Genomic DNA, 17,191 nt, shown 5'->3' with positions numbered 1-17,191 from the left:
GAGCCGGACCCGGGGGCGCGGCGGGCGACGTTCGGGGCCTTCCTGGCGGGCGCCGCGCGGGTGTTCGCGCCGTCCGCCGACACGGCGGCGCGGATCCGGGGCGTGTACCCGAACCTCGCCGTCACGGTCCGGCCGCACCTCGAGCCCGAGCGCGCCGTGCGCGACACCGCCCTCCAGCGGCACGGACAGATCCGCCGCATCGCCGTGCTGGGTGGAATTAGCCTGCCCGAAGGCGGGCTCCTGCTGCAGGCCCTGGCCTCGAATGTCCGCAAACGCGGTCTACCGCTGCACTTCTCCATCGTGGGCTTCTCCGACCCGGCCCTCACGGGCGGCTTGGAGCGGGCAGGGGTCCTCGAGACGGGGCGCTACTCGACCGACGACCCGACCCTCGATTGCGTGGCGCGGGCGGGCCTGCAGATCGCGGAGACCGGCCGTCACTGGGAGGATGAGGAGACCCTCGATCTCGTCACCCAGGTCTCGGCCGACCTGATCCTGCTGCCGGCGATCTGGCCGGAGACCTACGCGTACGCGCTGACGCTCGCGCTGCGCACCGGCCTGCCGGTGGTGGCCTTCGACCTCGGCGCCCAGGGCGAGCGGCTGCGCGACCACCCGAACGGCCACCTGCTGCCCTACGCCCTGGCCGCCGACCCGGCCGCCCTCAACGACCGGCTGCTCGCCGTCGACGTCTCGGCGAACGGGAGGCGCCACGGGGCGATCCAAGCCGCCACCTACAAAAACCTGATGTGCGACTATTACAGTGAGCCGGCCTGACACGCTCCCGGCACCCCGCCTGGGTATGTCAACGCACTTTGGCCCCTTTTCTCACCGAAGCATGCGGCGAAACGCAGAGGTCAATCTATGGCTGCCCTTCCGCCGGCCCAGGCAGAAAAGACCCCGGTCGAGTCCTACCTGCATGTGCTGCATGCCCTGATTCTGCGCGACATGCGCACGCGCTTCGGCGCCTCGATCTGGGGCTACGGCGTGATCGTGCTTTGGCCCTGCGTGCACATCTTCGCGCTCATCGCGATCTACACCTTCCAGAAACTAGCGGCTCCGCTGGGAGACAACCGAGCCTTGTTCTTCGCCTCGGGTGCGGTGCCGGTTCTGGTGTTTCAATACATCTCCCGCGAGGTCATGAAAGCCGTCATCATGAACCGGCCCCTGACCTACTACCCGCAAGTCAAAATTTTTGACGTGATCCTGGCCCGCATCCTCGTGGAAATCGTGACCGGGTTTCTCGCGCTCATCGTCGTCACATCCATCCTCGTCGTCATCGGCACTGATCCGATCCCAGCTGAACCCATCACAGCCATGTGCGGCTATCTGGCCGCGATCATCCTCGGCATCGGTGTTGGAACCATCAACGTCGCAATCATCGGATTTTTCCCCGGCTGGATGATCGGCTATGCCTTGTTCAGCATCATTCTGTATGTGTCCAGCGGGGTCATGTTCCTACCGAGCTACATGCCCGAGAAGATCTACTACTGGATGAAGTACAACCCCGCCATGCAATTGGCGGAATGGGTGCGGTCTGCCTATTATCCCTATGCGGGACTTCAGATCGACCATATGTATGTGATCATGTTTGGACTGACCGCCGCCAGCATTGGCCTACTGCTGGTGAAGCACGTGGTGAGCAAGGTTCAGATGTGAGCAGGATCTAAAGAGATCGGCTTCGCGTGACCGTCCCGCTCCGCGCCGGCCACGCGGCCTCGCCCAGTTCTTGGTCAGTCGACAAGACCGCCACCACGTCGGAGGCTACTGCAGCCCTTCTTTGGGTCCCGCCAGCTATCGTCGAATGGCGCGACGCTGCCGCGGCGTGAACAAAGGCCTGAGAAAACCACTCCGCCCCAGTCCTTCCGGCCTCCTCCGGGGACACCAATCCGCTCCAGGCTGACAGCGCCCGCATGATCAAGAACCCCGTCCACGACATCGAGACGAAGTACATCCGCCAAATTCAGCGGCAGCAGCTCGAACTGGCGCTGATCAAGGCCGAGCGTGACGCCGCCCTGCGCGACCAAGAGGTGGCTCAGGCGCGCACCCAGGCGATGAGCACTCTGGTCGACGCCCTCTCCAGCAGTCTGCGCCCCTTCGGGTTCGATCGAAAGCGCTTCCTGGCCGCGATCCGAAAGGCGGCGCGATCCATCCCGGACCACGGTCCCGCCTCGCACCAGCACACCGTCCTGTTCGAGGGATCGAACAGGTTCCTCGGGCGCATAGCCTCCCCGCTATCGTCGCGCGATTGACGCCCATTCTCGTCCGCGCTGCCGAACAAACCCATTCAGAGGCTGGAGTCGAGGACCATGGATGTCGAATTGTTGACGATGTTCAACGCCGTCATCGCCCTCAGGGACAATTTGGATGCCGGACCGCACATCCTCAGTTCCGAGCTCGAATTCCTGTCGTTCGCCACCCGGATGGCTCCGCTGTCCAACGCGCAGCTACTCCAGGATCTCTGGGTCCTGTACGAGCTGAAGGAGAAGCGGAACGGCTATTTCGTGGAGTTCGGCGCCTGTGACGGCATGAGCCTCAGCAACACCCTCCTCTTGGAGAAAACGTTCGGCTGGCAGGGCGCCTTGGCAGAGCCGGCACGGGCCTGGCACGAGGCGCTGTACAGAAACCGAGATTGCTACATCAGCGACAAATGCGTCTACAAGACCGACGGGGTCGAGGTCTTGTTCAACGAGGTCGACATCGGCGAGCTCTCCGGCATGAAAGATCTCGTGGAGAGCGACTTCCATGCGAGTTTCCGGCAGGAGGGCCGGCAGTACGGCGTCGAGACCATCTCCCTCAGCCGGTTCCTCACCGAGGCCCGCGCGCCGAAGCGAATCGACTACATGAGCATTGACGTGGAGGGCGGCGAGTTCGACGTGCTGCAGAGCTTCGACTTCACGCGCCACGACGTCGCGCTGATCAGCGTCGAGCACAATTTCTCCGGGACGCGTGAGAAGATCTACGATCTTCTGACCGGCCATGGCTACCGCCCGCGGTTCCGGCAATTTTCCCTGTTCGACGACTGGTACGTGCGTCCCGATCTCGTCGTCGCATCCTCCTGACCGGAGCGCCTCGTGTCCGCAGCCGCCGCCCTCAACATCCTCGATTCGACGTTCGATCTGTTCAAGCAGATGGGCAGCGGCATCGCGCTGAACCTACAATGGCTCGAGATCTGCAGGCGGCTTCAGCTGGTTCGTGCCGAAGTCGCTTGGTCGGCCGACGCGGCCTTCGTGGCGACGAAGCTGAGGGCGCACGCGTCCTATTACGTGATGAACTACCAGCCGGACCACGGTTCCGAGCACATCAGAAGCGTGAACGCGGCCATGCTCGACAATGTCGTCGAGCATTATTCCATTCTCCGCGCGCATCTCGAGCAGCACGTGACCGCCTGAGAGCGTGTTTGAGATTGTAACCTCAGTAGCGTGCCTCTCAAATGCGCTTTAAGGTCTGTTACAGCCCGTCGGCAAGCAAAAGCCACCACAGAACCTATAGACCTCGCTTTTCGTACGAGCTATGCAGCGCATAACCGTACAAGGCAGGCAGGTGAAATAGCGTTGACAGAGCAGCGTCATACTCTGAATTATGTACTAGACATGGCCAGCCGTTTAGCTGACCAATTTTTACAGCTCACCCTGCACGGCCGAGCCGCGCCGGACCAAATGATATCCACTCTATTAGATGTTGCGACGATGTTACGGGAAAATGGCATCGAATGGCCAACTTCACTAGATTCGGCCATCAAATCTCTTCACGCTGACGCAGTTATGTTGCGCAAAAAACCCAACCTACTCGGCAACTTACGAGGCTTTGTAGACAGGGCAACACACGCGGAAGTCGTAGGATGGGCACTCAATCAAGGCGCGCCAGATTATCCGGTCGAACTTGAGATACTGGTCAATGGCGCACTCATCGCAACTCTCAACGCCGATCTTATGCGCCCAGGCCTTGCTGCGGCAATAGGAATGGGGGATGGCCGACAGGGATTTAATTATGCCTTCAACCCTAAACTTGAGCCACAAAAAGTATATAAGATTACTGTACGCCGGCGCCCAGACGGTGCAATCCTGGGGGAGGCCGACATTTCTTAATATCCGCGACGCTCGAATTATTTATAATGTTAGATCCGGCGATAAAATAAAATAAATATTACGACGGATTTCAACGGCCGCAGCTTCGATTCGCGACAAGGCTGTTTGTTTTTTTCGATTCGGAGGCGATAATAGTCTAAGTTGTATGTTAAGCTTTGGTTCTGTGGTTAAGTTTCTACGTATCGAAAAGGTCTACTCGAAAGGATTAGTGGCTCACGGTCGCAAAACAGTCACCTTAGCATGAGCCTGGTGGCGCGCGGAGAATGAGGCGAGCACAATCGTGTGCGTGCTACGTCGCTGGCTTGCCCAAGCATCATGATCTGACGCGCCATCTGACAGCCGCGCCCTGCAGAAATCTTAACCTATGTCATCTTCACGGCTGATTTTGCGAGTGCTCCTCAATTCGAGGTTGCAGTACCTAGCCGGAGCAGCTAACGCCGACGGCGTGATGAGATACGAACCGCATCCGATCCTGACCCAAAAGATGGTTGGCACCAGTTGCTGCCTCGTTCCCCTGAGTAAAACCCACACTCCTTCAATCATTGCTTGGCGGAACGATCCAAGCATTGCGAAGTGGTTCAATATCATTTCGCGCTTCGAGCCAATTTCGCATGAGCGCTGGCTGGCCGCTGCTCAAGCCTCCGGACGAGATTTCAACTTTGTCATTGAAGATCTCAAAGAAAGGCCGATTGGAACAATCGCTCTGTACGATATTCAATGGGAAAATCGATCGGCAGAATTCGGCAGGTTATTGATCGGTGATCCCGCAGCGCGGCGGTCTGGCCAAGCGCGAGAGGCGACAAAGCTCCTCTTGGCTGCAGCTGCTAGTGCCAACATCGACCATGTTCATCTTGAGGTTAAAGCCGTTAACATAGCAGCAATTACGCTCTACGTCTCCCTTGGTTTTAAGCCTATCCAGTCGTCAGATCCGGATTCAGGGCTATTAAAAATGGTGCGCGAGATAAACAATGGCCACTAAAAATATACAACTTTTTGCTCCGAGTTTTCGCAAGGAAGAGTGCTTATCGGCCATTGGTGAGTGCCTTGATCTTGGATGGACCGGTCTTGGTTACAAAACATTAGAATTTGAAAAGATGTGGTGTGACTACACATGTCTGAGACATGCTCATTTTCTTAACTCTGCTACAGCTGGGCTTAGACTTGCCGTGAAGCTTCTCAAAGAGCATCATGGTTGGGATGACGGCGACGAGGTCATAAGCACGCCAATCACTTTCGTTTCCACGAATCATGCGATTCTTTACGAAAATCTCAATGTTGTCTTCGCCGACATTGACGCGATGGGCTGCTTGGATCCGGAGAGCGTGCAGTCGAAGATCACGTCTCGTACACGAGCGGTCATCTTCGTCGGCCTTGGCGGCAACGTCGGGCAGCTTGGGGCAATTCGCAAGATTTGTGAGGCACGCGGCCTTAAACTGATCCTCGACGCTGCGCATATGGCCGGCACGCGCGTCACTGGTCGCTTCCCTGGTCAAGGATGCGACGCCGTTGTCTTCTCGTTCCAAGCTGTCAAGAACCTGCCCACCGCTGACTCCGGCATGATCTGCTTTGCCGAGCGCAGTTTGGACGAACGTGCGCGGCAGGCATCGTGGCTCGGGATCGATAAAGACACCTTTTCCCGAACGCAGATCGGCGGTGCTTACAAGTGGTACTACGACGTACCTGCTATAGGCTTCAAGGAGCACGGGAACTCCGTCATGGCGGCAATCGCGATGGTGCAACTGAAGTACTTGGACGCTGACAATGCCTACCGACGCCAGCTCTGCGCTTGGTACGATGAGCTTCTCTGCGACAACTCTAGCATTCGACGAGTCCCTGTGGCTGATGGCTGCGAATCTTCTCGCCACCTTTATCAGATTCGCGTCGATCGACGAGACGAGGTTCTACTAGCGTTAAATGGACAAGGTGTTTTCCCGGGAGTGCACTATCGGGACAACACCGAGTTCACAATGTATGCCCACCACCATGACAGCCGGACACATGCCAATCAATTTTCGAACGAGGTGATCTCGCTTCCGCTACATCTCAGGCTCACGCGCCAGGACGTCGAATATGTCTGTGCCTGCTTGGGCACCGACCTCGATCCGCATCATCGCTCCTGAACGCGCCAGCTCAATCACCCTCGGGCATGCAGGCAAAGAATCCCAGGTTGGCGCTCCACATTGCCAGCTCCAAAACTGCGGGAAGCAATGCCGGCGCGCTGATGTGCTATGAATTACGCAGGAATAATGAATGCGCGTCCGCGACCTGATCGCAGCGACCGAGTGGCACCCTTCTCCACGCCGAAACGCGCGGCCGGTTCTCTCGGTCCTCCTGCCCACGTTCCGGCGCGGCTCCGACGGCATGTTCAGGAAGGCTGCCCGAAGCGTTCTCTCCCAGACGATGGAAGATCTCGAGCTCATCATTGTCGATGATGCCTCGACTGACGGCACGTTAGAGCAGGTGCGTGCCCTGATGGAAACAGACGACCGCGTCTCGCTTCTCCGGCACCCTAGAAACATCGGACTTCCTGCCGTGTCCGAGTACGAGGCGTATCTGCAGGCGCGAGGCACATTCATCAGCTTTGCCTTCGACGACTTTGTGTTTGAGAAAACGGCATTCGAGTCGCTGCTGCGCGTTCAAGAAAGCGCACGCGCCGCCGTTGTTCACGGCCTTGTAGCTATGCCCGACATGTCGGGAAACACTTTCCTTCTGGGTGAAGCGCCTTACGGACACGACAAGCTGAGGTGGTCGAACTTCCTCGGCAACGCCGGCGTACTTATGACGCGCGAGGTAATTGAGACAGTCGGCTTCTATGATCCACACGTTATCTTGTCTCGCTTATGCGATTGGGACCTATGGTACCGCATTCAAAAGCGATTCGAGATAGTTGGCTCTCGCGTACAAGTTGGCCGAGAATTAGGATCTAGCCGCCCGGACAGTCTAGGCAATACCTACCCAATGCGTTTCGAGGTTGTCCACGAATTCATGGCGCTGCCTCGGGATACAGATCTTATTCCCGGTAGGATCGAAAACCGAGATGTCCTTTTCCAACCCCAGTCATGCTCCGTCGCTTTAGCGAACGGAATTCGCGAGGTTAGCTCTTATTTCGAAAATAAGTTCTGGTACGAACCATTGATCATGGCCTCGCAGCCCGAACCGGCCGCGTCGCCGCCGCCGGTAGTGTCCGTCTATGGAGATTGTAACGCGAGCGTGAGCCTCTACTTCGTTTCGGAGGAACTGCCGTTCCGGCGTGTGCGATTTATCGAACCGGCCGGCAACACCTGGTATGAAAACTCTCAGCTCGCGACATCGGACCTAGTCATCTTTGTACGTGAGTTTTTGTCAGAGAGGCAGGCGAGCGCCCTTCGATTTTGTCGTCTCGCGCAAATTCCGCACTTGTATTTCTGCGATGACAACTTCAACGCACTAATCGGCGAAGATCCAGCTTGGAACGCCTACTCGCTTGATCGAATGCGCTCAGAACTCACCACCTTCCAGGCGGTCTTGGTATCATCGCGCGAGCTGCGCGACTTTTTCATTGATAATGCCTTACATACTGATGTTGATATCCTCTCGCCAATCTTTGACGAGAGTCTACTTGAGAAGATTCGCAAAATCCGGGATGGCATAGGGCCGTTTGATGAAGATGAATTGCGAATCACTTACTTTGGAGGGCCTTTCCGGAACGCCGCCCTTTTGCGTGACGTCTTGCCGGCTTTAGACGCCCTGCCTAACCCAACGCGCCTTCAAGTCCGAGAAACGCCGGAAACGTATCCAACAACCAAATTTTCAATAGAATTTGCCGCGCCCAGCCTCGGCTTCTCGCATTTTCTTGAGAGCTGGTGTAAATTTAAACCCAATATTATCGTGCATCCAAGCGGCACAACGAGCAACATCCACTTCAAGTCCGATAATGCGATACTTGTCGCCTGTTATTTAGGTGCAGTCCCCATCCTAGCCAACGAACGGGCATACGAAGGGATTGGGTATATGGAAGGCGTTGAGAAAGCAGGCGCTGATCCGGCACAATGGTACAAGGCACTTCAACGGCTCGTCGAGGCGGGTAAGCGCGAAGAAGCATACTTGAGGCTGCTCAATTTCTGCCGCCGCCACTTCTCAGCAGACGCTTCATGGCGACCTATTGCCGAGCTCCTCGAGGGCATCATCCCACTGACAGAAGCAGCGCTCCAGGAACGTTATCGACTTGCAGCCTTTTACACTCCGGTTCACTCTATCCCGCCCGACCGCCGCACCTTGCGCCCTTCAGATGTCGAAGCTAATGCAGTTATCAAGCTGTATTCGGACAGAATCGCTGCTGAGCTTGTCCGCCAAGGGAAATTCGAGTCCAACATCGAGGGCTTGTATGTGAAGGGCTGGGCAAACATCGTTGGATCGTCAGAACCCTGCCGATTAGACCTCCACGTCGACGGGCATCTATACGACTCCTTTGATGCCGCAATTTATCGGGCTGACTTGGCAGAAGCCGGCAAGGGAGACGGACGTCGGGCTTTCCTAATCCCAATCTCGCCGGCCATTGGGGATGGCCGCGTCCACCGCATCGAGCTTAGGCTTGCCGGGGGCGAGAAGGGCCTGGTCAAATTCCTCGTGATGAGCGCTGAGTTTCGCCGCGGTCTAGCCCGAAAGCTGCGCGTACTGTTGGGGGGCCTTAAGTGATAGCTGTTTGGCTGGGAAGGTTGTTGAGACGCTCACGCAGGCGGTCGAGGAGCATGCCTGGCGCTTTGATGGCTGCCGTGGCCATGGCTCCCGTGGGGGCCAGCGCTTATTAGAGCTTCGGCGTGCTGGTGAAGCACTACGGCGTCTCCCCTGGAACGGGACTGTCAGGAATTTCATGTGTGGGCGGCCATAGTGGATCAGACGGATGTTCCCGATGGCACGACGCAAAGCACTCCGTATTCGTGATGCGATCCTAGACCAGCTTCTGGCCGGGGCCGATCCGAAGACGGCCTTTGAGGCCGACGGTGTGCTGGACGAGTTGAAGAAGGCTCTGGCCGAGCGGGCGCTCAACGCCGAGATGGACCATCATCTGGCCGGCAGGGACGCTGGCAACACGCGCAACGGCTATGGCCGCAAGACGGTCACGACCGAGGCGGGCCGGATCGAGCTGGCGATCCCCCGCGACCGGCAGGCGACGTTCGATCCGCAGCTGATCGCCCAGCATCAGCGCCGCTTTCCCGGCTTCGACGACAAGGTCGTTTCGATGTACATCCGCGGCATGAGCACCCGGGAGATCGTCGCGCACCTACGCGAGCTCTACGGGATCGAGGTCTCACCCGACCTGATCAGCGCGGTGACCGACGCGGTTCTAGAGTAGGTCACCGCCTGGCAAGCCCGGCCGCTGGAGCCGGTCTACCCGATCGTGTTCTTCGACGCCCTGCGGATCAAGTTCAGCCGTCGCCTTCCTGAACGGGGACGAGGCGTTCGACGTTCTCCCGTCCAAGGTCACGCCTGTCCTGATTGACCGTGTCTCATGCTTCACGCTGATGTCTTCGAGCACACATGCCAGCGGCAGGGTGCGCGGCATCGCATGTCCAAACCCTACAAGCCGCGCGACTTTCGGCCTGGTCGAACGGCTAAACGGCAGGGTGTAGCGGGAGGTGCTAAGCATCACGCTCTAAAGCAACCGGGATCTTAAAACGCTGCTGGCTGACTTCAACGTCGCCTACAACGGCTGCCGTCAGCGCGTTCTGAAGAGTCGCTCACCCGACACGGTCCTGCGCGGACAGCTTAACCGCAGTCTGTGCTAAACACGGCGGCTCTAAAGCACAAACGACGATGCCTGCCTTGCGCCGTCCCCGAACGACCCGGCAGCAGACGCGCATTCCCCCTGGGGGTCTTCGGTGCTACTACCTTAATTGGAGCTTCGGCGCGCCCCTTGCAATGATCGCCGGAGTAATTTGTATCTGGAGACAAAAGGGTTCATGGGAGTCACAAAGCTCGTACGCGATCTGATCGCTGGCGCGGAGCACCTTCCACCTCGTCGCTCCCCCGGACTTACTCCAGAAATTTCGGTTATAATGCCCGTTTACCGCGACCGAGCCAACGGCATCACGCGGCGAGCCATCGAATCCGTACTCACGCAGACATTCTCTAACATAGAGCTTATCATCGTAGATGACGGCTCCAATGACGGCCTCTTCAACATCTTGCGAGAATATCGTCGGGCCGATGACCGTGTCTCTGTTATACGCCACAACGCGAACTCTGGGTTGCCCGCGCTGCGCGTGAATGAGGGACTGCTAGTGGCACGAGCGCCACTCGTTGCATACCAATTTGAAGATGACGTCTGGTACAAAGACGCACTCTCACATCTCCATAAGAGCCTTCCGGGCGATACCGCAGATTTTATTGTTTACGGCAACGTCTTGATGGTCAGCCACTCCGGGGAACAAGTCGGCATTATCGGCAAAGGCCCCATTAACAGATCGTCACTTTTACAGCAGAACCGCCTTGCAAACTGCTCAGTACTACATCCTCTTTCTCTCTTGTCAAAAATTGGGATGTACGATCCTCAGGTCCTACTCCGTCGTTTATCTGACCACGATCTTTGGCTGCGAGCTTCGCGCGTTGCAGACTTCATCCACGTTCCCGAGTTGATTGGAGAAGTAACTGTTGCACACGAACACTCGCTCGGGCGTGGTGTGCACCTCGACCGTGAGCTCACCCTACCTTTGCTCGGCATTGATAAAGCGGCCAGGCTAGCACCTGAATCGATGCCATCCTATGACATTCTAGTGCCTTTCCGTCCTGTAACCCGATCTGTGGAGACTGCAGTATGGCGCGAGGCCGTGGCGCCATACGCAGCCCAGCATCCTGACCTTTTTACACGAGACGAACGCAGCGCAATCGCGGCAAAAACAAGCGCGGACCGTTGCAACGCGGTCTTTAAAGCAGCGTACTCGACATCGGTGGATGTTACACTCGGAAATTTTGTGCATAGCCTCAGCGGCGAAGAGCACCTGTTCACATTCTATGGAGAGGTGGACTTTCCTATCACCGGCTTTATAGAGCGCGCAATCTTATATCGCACGGTATCGCCGGCCACGAGCGTCTTTGCCGCCGATTGCAGTGAACGTGGCATCTCCACAGTGTATGTGATGGACGACAACATGTTCGCCTTCCACGAGGCAGGCTTAGAACACGCATATCTCAGGCCTGGAACTCCAAATTATATCGCGATAGAGCAGCAGGTTAAAACAGCGGATATAGTTATTGTGTATTCGGAGGAAGTAGAACGGGCCTGCCGGGTTTATAACCCGCGGGTTTTGCGTCTAGAGACAAACATCCGCGCCTCTCGCCTGAATTATGTGAGCCCGCACTCCACAAACGAGCGGCGCAAGGTGGCGCTTGTCACGAGTCCAATTAGAGAAGCGGAACTTAAGCTACTATGGTCGGAGATCACGGCGACGCTTAATGAATTCCACGATGTTGAGCTGCACTGTTGGGGCTTTGACCCGTCGCCATTAGGGTTGCCGGATAACCGTGTCGTGCATCGCCATTTTGATCAGTCCTACGAGCGTTACCTAGACCGTCTACAAGCGGAGAACTTTGAGGTTTTGCTGGCGCCGCTTTTCGACGACAATGCTGTCAAACGTAGCAAGAGCCCTATCAAGTACGTTGAGGCTGCTGCCGCGGGTGCGCTGCTTCTCGTTTCGGATGTGTCCGTCTACGGGAAGATTCGAGATGGATTAACCGCCATTAAAGTCGCGAACGAGTTGGGCGCCTGGAGGAGCGCATTAACAAAAGCTCTCTCTATGGATCCCGAAGATCGCGCCGAAATAATTGGCCGCGCGCGGCGCGATGTCGCTAAACGCTTTACCTCAGAGCAAGCGACTGTCGACATGGCCACTGCCTTGGTCGCGGCCGACTTACACTGCATTTTTCGCTCTATAAAGATTCCCTTAGGTCGCCCCTCAGTCCTCTATGTCTTTGGCCATACAGCCTTGGGCGGGGCGACTCTGCATCTTCTTGATCATGCCCGCCTGATGGCTGCCCTCGGAGTGAAGCCGATCATCTGCACGCGCCAGCAGGATCCCATCAACTCAGATTTCAAAGGCCGCGTGGACGCGGAAGGTTGGGAGCTTTTCACGTTTCCTTTCGAGGTTTCCCTTGCGCCAGAGGCACTTCGCGCAAACTCCACTATGAATTTGGATTTCCTTTCAAAGATGTGTTCCCGGCTAGACGTGCGTTTGATTCACGCGACACCCTACTCAGCAGATTGGGTTTCCGTTGCCGAAACACTTGAGCTTCCTCTCGTCCTTTCTCTCCACCAAGCTTATGGCGTTCCTACATCCCTGACCCAATTTGGTCGACCACACGGCGTGCACTGCTCGTCGCAGCTTTACGGCAGAATCTGGGCATCTAGTTTCGCTTGCCCGACGCATGTCTTTCCCGCTCCCGTGTCAGCGGAGCACTTCGTCATCGGCGAAAGTCGGGTGCGCGGGACGGGTCTTGCTCGGAACGGCAGGATTACCATACTTGTCTCGGGCACGGTTCAGCCGCGAAAGGGGCAACTGCGTGCTGCCGTTGCAGTCGCGAACCTTATCGAGGATGGCTATGATCTCGAACTTGTCCTTGCCGGCTATACGGAGTGGTTTCCCGAATATCTCCAGGCATGTCAGACGGAATTCGATCTCCGAGGCATGGCCGATCGGCTCACAGTGCACGGCTTTGTACAGGATATGAGGCCACTCTATGCCCAGGCGGATATTGTATTGTGCAGTAGTGACGATGAGTCGCAACCACAAGCAGTCCTCTTTGGCATGGCAAGCGGCTGTCTTGCAATCTCTGCGCCGGCAGGTGGTGTGAGAGAAATTATCAAGGATGGCTTTAACGGGTTCATCGCGAGCGGCACGAGTAGCGTCGCCCTACAAGAAGCGCTGACACGTGCTCTAAAGCTCAGCGATGTGGAGCGCCACAGGGCGATGGCTCGAGGCTTGGAAGCAAGCTGGACGCGATCCCACCCACGCTTTACACAGCTAAGGCTGGCTGAATTATACGTAGCTGCGTGCCGAGAAGCGGCCGAGCGGCGGTTCAGGGGTTCGAGGGCTGTTGAACCTCAGCTTGTAGAAATCACACTAGCTGGAGAGGTGGGTAAGCGCCTCTACATCTACGGCCTCATTGTCGACGGGAAAAACATCGACTTCGCATCATCCCTTGCTGATGGATGGAGCCAGCACGAAGACTTCGCTGGAAAGTTTATATTCAAAAATGAGGAATCATCATCCGTTTTGAATTTTCGTGTCGGTGTTGCGCGCTCAATGCAAGTAAAAATTTTAGCAACGCGGGAAAGCGGCGCAATCCAAGTTGAGGTCGGCGAACTCAGTACAGCTTTCAACGCGTTTTCTGAAGTGCCAGGCGGTGAATTTCGGGTCTTCGACGTTCCGTTGCCAGTCCTGTTCGGAAGTTCGTCGCGGAATATCTGGCCGTTTGAAGGCAGGCGCGCCGTTCAATCAGCGACGCGCGAGACAGCTCAAGATGATATTGTCAGCGTTGAAGGCCGCGGCGACAACGTTGTGGTGAATGGTACTACCCATACACCTCGTCGCGTGGTGCTTGCCAGCGGCGGCAAGATGATCGGAACATTCACCCCAGCAATTTCTGACGGTACCTTAAATCCTTGGACAATTGCTGTCCCGACGCCGAGTCTCGATTTCGGACCAAACCTCCTTATTCCTTTCGGTCGGACTGAGATTGGGCTTGAGCAGGTCGGCGCCCCAGTCATTGTCGGGAAGCTTCCAAACGGTGACGCAATCCTGCCGGGAGATGTAATTGGGGCAGAAGTAACTGTACTGCCATTATCCGAGCTCGACACAAGCATACTGGGTGCGGTCGACATAATCGAGGTCGAGGGTGAAAAAATTACCGTAGAAGGCTGGTGCCGCCCGAGCTTAAATCAGTCCAGCATATCGGTGGTGATTCTGGGCGACTCGCTTGTCATCGGGGTGACTGCTCCCTGGTTTGAACGCGCTGGATTATCAGAGGCGCTTGGCGACTCGGCCTACCGCTTCGGCGGCTGGCGAACTACCTTTATTGCTCAAAGGCCGAGGAACGTGCTGGTAGGACTTGCGTTAGAGTTTCCACCGCGCTCCGTCTATGTAATCGGCGGGGCAAGTATCAGTCCTCTCGAGGCCTCATTTCACGAGGATGGCTCTGCGCCGCCCGAGTACGACGCCTCGTCCGCGGTTGTCCGCTCGAGAGATGGGACAGGTGACATTAATTCAGACCGCGGCGACTTGGAGGACGCTGATGAGTGTAGCTCTTTGGAGCGGACTGGAGGTGCACTGTGAGCGAGCCGGTAAGTGTTTCTCCACTGACGGTCGGAGATCTTCTCCGGGATTGCCGCCGGCGCCCCTCCTGTTACGCCGCTCAAGGCCATCCCCGTGTTTCGTTCGTGGTTGGCATCACACAGGCCGATAACGAGTCTGCAATCGTGGATACTCTGCTGTCAATATTTCGGCAGACTTATGAGGACATAGAGATCATAGTCGCGGATTGCGACATGCGACTGCCCACCTCGCGCGGTTTAGCCGAGATTGTCGAAGTGGATGATCGCGTGGTGTTGATTTCGCCGCCGATAGGACGCGAAACCATCAGTCTGAGCCTCGGACTGATCGTGGGTCTTGAACATGCCAAAAGTCAGTACGTTGTGCTCTGCGCCGGCGGTTTTATCTACGCGGTAAATGCGGTTGAGCTGATGCTTGAAGGAGCTCGGCGTGTTGAATATGATCAGCGCTTCATCGTGGTACCAAGAGACCTTGGGGCTGGCACACCGCCTGTAAGTCTCTATTACGAGGAGCTCACGCGCTTCCGTGACGACGTTAGGCTTTCGTCACTTCTTATTCCGAGACGCGTGCTTGACCGGTGCCTCCCCGATCCAAGTGCTGGGCAAGAAATGGCACGGGACTTAGTCGCGAGACTTTCAGCGGTAGCGGCTTTCGAAACCATTGACTACTCCGTTGGTGTGGAGAAGCAAGGGTTTGCAGCGGACGCAGTCCGTGGTGAACCTTTCTCTTACCACCGTCTTCGGACCGGCACAAATAGGCGTTCGAGAGCAGAGCTGACTACCGCCAACATTAGCTCTCTCGAACTATTTTCCCGGCAAAAACCAAAGGATTGCTCGTTCATCCTAGTTGTCGGTCGAATTGACTCTTCATCGAGCCTCGTATTCGATCCACTCTCCGAAATAGCGGCCTTCGAGGTGGTTTTTATCGAGCCGGAATTCTGCCGACATTCCGATTTAGTTAGTTTGATATGTCGCGCTTCTCTAGTCATTGTGGTGCGACAACTTTTTCCCTCATCAGCAGGCGCCAATGTGGCGACTTTGGCGGCGGATATTGGAACGCCAGTAGCTTATTATATCGATGACAATTTTACACTCCTTGGGTCGGAACGTTCCGATTTAGCGTGGTACACTGTCGGAAACTTGCAGCGTGCTCTGACTGGCTTTCAGTCGGTCTTTGTGACTTCACCTCCACTTAAAAAGTTTTACGAAGAGAATGAAATTCACCGGCACGTAAGGCTGCTCTCCCCTGCTCTGGAAAAGTCCCTAGAACTCGCTTGCTGTTTATCGGCCGGGGATATCAAGATAGCTGGCTCGGAGCTGAAGGTCGCTTCTTTTGGGGGGGCATTCCGCCATAAATCTTTCAATGCGCTGGTGGTTCCAGCTCTTGAGGCGGTCGGAAGTCGCTTTCCTACTCGATTGATTATCCCGGATGGAGCAAATATCAGTACTAAGCTGCCAACCCATCGAGCCCGACTCCACCGGTCTTTCAATCAATTCATTCTGAACTGGCGCCGGTTAGCTCCCGATTTAGTGGTTCACCCGCCCGGTGAGTCGGTCAACATCAAATACAAGACCGCGAATGCCATCTTATGCTCGTATTATCTTGGTGCCGTCCCGATAGTGTTCGACGAAGCCGCATATGCCGATTGGGATGAGAATGACGGTGTAGTAAAGGTGAGGCACCGGACGGCGGCGTCGGTCGAGGAAGCTTTCTCTCGGATGGCCAGCGAAAGCTTACGGCGGGCAGCTTTCGAGCGGCTAAGAGCCGCCGTACAGCGACGGTTTGACGGCCTAGCTAACCTTCATGCCGTCTCTGAATACATTGACGGACCGGAGGAAGTTTTGGTGGAAGCTCGGCGATTGCGTGCGTTGGAACTGTCGCTTACCCACGAGAGCACCAACACGGGTAAGGTGTAGTTGTCCCTTATAGATCAAGTAAGTCTCTCGGATTGAACGGGACCTTCAACCATCGCTTTGGGTCGGCGTGAATGTAGGTTTTTCGGTTTTGTGAGAGCTTTATGGGAGGAGCGGCGCCGTGAAGAAGATTGGAGCGTTTTCGGTTTAATCGGGGTCGTATCCTGCGGCGGCGAAGAAGTTGGCGTACTCGTCGGGGATGACGGCATCCACCAAGCGCCCGATGGCGGCCCAAAGCCCTTCGATGGTGCGCTCGGCGGCCTTGCGCAGCAGCGCCTTGAGCTTCGAGAACGCCATCTCGATTGGGTTGAAGTCGGGGGAGTAGGGCGGCAGGAACAAGAGCCGCGCGCCTACGGCTTCGATGGCGGCCCTCACGGCCGGTCCTTTGTGGCTGCTGAGATTGTCCATCACGACGATGTCGCCGCGGGCGAGCTCGGGCACCAGCACGCGATCGACGTAGGCTTGGAAGGCATCACGGTTGATCGGCCCATCGAGCACGAACGGCGCGGCGACCCCGGACAGGCGCAGGCCCGCCACCAGGGTCGTGGTCTTCCAATGACCATGCGGGATCGGCGAACGCAGACGCTCGCCGCGCGGGCAGCGCCCGCGAAGGCGGGCCATGTTGGTCGCCGTCCACGTCTCGTCGAGGAACACGAGGCGGGCGGGGTCCAGCTCAGGCTGCCCCTCAAACCACGCTTCGCGCGCCGCCTTCAGGTCCGGGCGGTCCTGCTCGGCAGCGTGGGTTGTCTTTTTTTATTATGTGAGGTCGCGCGCGTCGAGGGTAAGCGCTGTCCTCAGGCCACGGCTTTGAGGGCCGGCGTTGGCTGGTAAGCCCATGGCAGCAGATCATCGAGGTGCCGCTGCCGATGGCCCTCGACGATGCGGGTGATGA

The 17,191-nt window shown here is 57.0% G+C and carries 11 protein-coding genes and 2 pseudogenes; 12 read left to right on the top strand and 1 reads right to left on the bottom strand.

Annotated features, from left to right (window positions below; genetic code table 11):
- The 12 genes and pseudogenes from MFF58_RS30025 to MFF58_RS29970 all read left to right on the top strand — a co-directional run.
- A partial coding sequence (locus MFF58_RS30025; RefSeq protein WP_505744327.1) for a glycosyltransferase family protein occupies nucleotides 1-771 on the top strand: 771 nt, incomplete at its 5' end.
- Between the two features lie 87 nt (nucleotides 772-858).
- Nucleotides 859-1,653, top strand: a complete 795-nt coding sequence (locus MFF58_RS30020; protein WP_238293752.1) for an ABC transporter permease — start codon at nucleotides 859-861, stop codon at nucleotides 1,651-1,653.
- A gap of 254 nt (nucleotides 1,654-1,907) precedes the next feature.
- Entirely contained in the window at nucleotides 1,908-2,246 is a 339-nt protein-coding gene (locus tag MFF58_RS30015; protein ID WP_238293750.1) for a hypothetical protein, read from the top strand.
- 57 nt (nucleotides 2,247-2,303) lie between these two features.
- On the top strand, nucleotides 2,304-3,056 hold the full coding sequence (locus MFF58_RS30010) for an FkbM family methyltransferase (protein ID WP_238293748.1): 753 nt from the start codon (nucleotides 2,304-2,306) through the stop codon (nucleotides 3,054-3,056).
- Between the two features lie 12 nt (nucleotides 3,057-3,068).
- Entirely contained in the window at nucleotides 3,069-3,386 is a 318-nt protein-coding gene (locus MFF58_RS30005) for a hypothetical protein (protein ID WP_238293746.1), read from the top strand.
- Nucleotides 3,387-3,548: 162 nt separating this feature from the next.
- Nucleotides 3,549-4,082, top strand: a complete 534-nt coding sequence (locus MFF58_RS30000) for a hypothetical protein (RefSeq protein WP_238293744.1) — start codon at nucleotides 3,549-3,551, stop codon at nucleotides 4,080-4,082.
- A 448-nt stretch (nucleotides 4,083-4,530) separates the two neighbouring features.
- Complete coding sequence (locus MFF58_RS29995; protein ID WP_238293742.1) at nucleotides 4,531-5,061, top strand: GNAT family N-acetyltransferase; 531 nt, start codon at nucleotides 4,531-4,533, stop codon at nucleotides 5,059-5,061.
- A complete protein-coding gene (locus MFF58_RS29990; RefSeq protein ID WP_238293740.1) occupies nucleotides 5,051-6,202 on the top strand; it encodes a DegT/DnrJ/EryC1/StrS family aminotransferase in 1,152 nt (383 codons plus the stop codon). Before MFF58_RS29995 ends, MFF58_RS29990 begins: the two co-directional genes overlap by 11 nt.
- A 130-nt stretch (nucleotides 6,203-6,332) precedes the next feature.
- On the top strand, nucleotides 6,333-8,756 hold the full coding sequence (locus MFF58_RS29985) for a glycosyltransferase family 2 protein (RefSeq protein ID WP_238293738.1): 2,424 nt from the start codon (nucleotides 6,333-6,335) through the stop codon (nucleotides 8,754-8,756).
- 214 nt (nucleotides 8,757-8,970) lie between these two features.
- A pseudogene (locus MFF58_RS29980) lies at nucleotides 8,971-9,486 on the top strand (transposase); the annotation flags it as partial.
- Nucleotides 9,487-10,117: 631 nt separating this feature from the next.
- Entirely contained in the window at nucleotides 10,118-14,389 is a 4,272-nt protein-coding gene (locus MFF58_RS29975) for a glycosyltransferase (RefSeq protein ID WP_238293736.1), read from the top strand.
- A gap of 212 nt (nucleotides 14,390-14,601) precedes the next feature.
- The gene (locus MFF58_RS29970) at nucleotides 14,602-16,302 is read left to right on the top strand and encodes a hypothetical protein (RefSeq protein WP_238293734.1); all 1,701 of its coding nucleotides are present in this window, start codon (nucleotides 14,602-14,604) and stop codon (nucleotides 16,300-16,302) included.
- A 144-nt stretch (nucleotides 16,303-16,446) separates the two neighbouring features.
- Here the strand turns inward: MFF58_RS29970 and MFF58_RS29965 are convergent.
- Nucleotides 16,447-17,052: pseudogene (locus MFF58_RS29965) on the bottom strand (IS630 family transposase); the annotation flags it as partial.
- Nucleotides 17,053-17,191: the final 139 nt, after the last annotated feature.

The organism is Methylobacterium longum (assembly GCF_022179385.1).
Lineage (GTDB): Bacteria > Pseudomonadota > Alphaproteobacteria > Rhizobiales > Beijerinckiaceae > Methylobacterium > Methylobacterium longum.
This window is presented reverse-complemented; position numbering and strand designations above follow the sequence as displayed.

Bases quoted from the DNA above. Each gene is read 5' to 3' on its own strand.
- MFF58_RS30020 (WP_238293752.1), top strand. From the start codon at position 859: ATGGCTGCCCTTCCGCCGGCCCAGGCAGAAAAGACCCCGGTCGAGTCC.
- MFF58_RS30015 (WP_238293750.1), top strand. From the start codon at position 1,908: ATGATCAAGAACCCCGTCCACGACATCGAGACGAAGTACATCCGCCAA.
- MFF58_RS30010 (WP_238293748.1), top strand. From the start codon at position 2,304: ATGGATGTCGAATTGTTGACGATGTTCAACGCCGTCATCGCCCTCAGG.
- MFF58_RS29995 (WP_238293742.1), top strand. From the start codon at position 4,531: ATGAGATACGAACCGCATCCGATCCTGACCCAAAAGATGGTTGGCACC.
- MFF58_RS29990 (WP_238293740.1), top strand. From the start codon at position 5,051: ATGGCCACTAAAAATATACAACTTTTTGCTCCGAGTTTTCGCAAGGAA.
- MFF58_RS29985 (WP_238293738.1), top strand. From the start codon at position 6,333: ATGCGCGTCCGCGACCTGATCGCAGCGACCGAGTGGCACCCTTCTCCA.
- MFF58_RS29975 (WP_238293736.1), top strand. From the start codon at position 10,118: ATGCCCGTTTACCGCGACCGAGCCAACGGCATCACGCGGCGAGCCATC.
- MFF58_RS29970 (WP_238293734.1), top strand. From the start codon at position 14,602: ATGCGACTGCCCACCTCGCGCGGTTTAGCCGAGATTGTCGAAGTGGAT.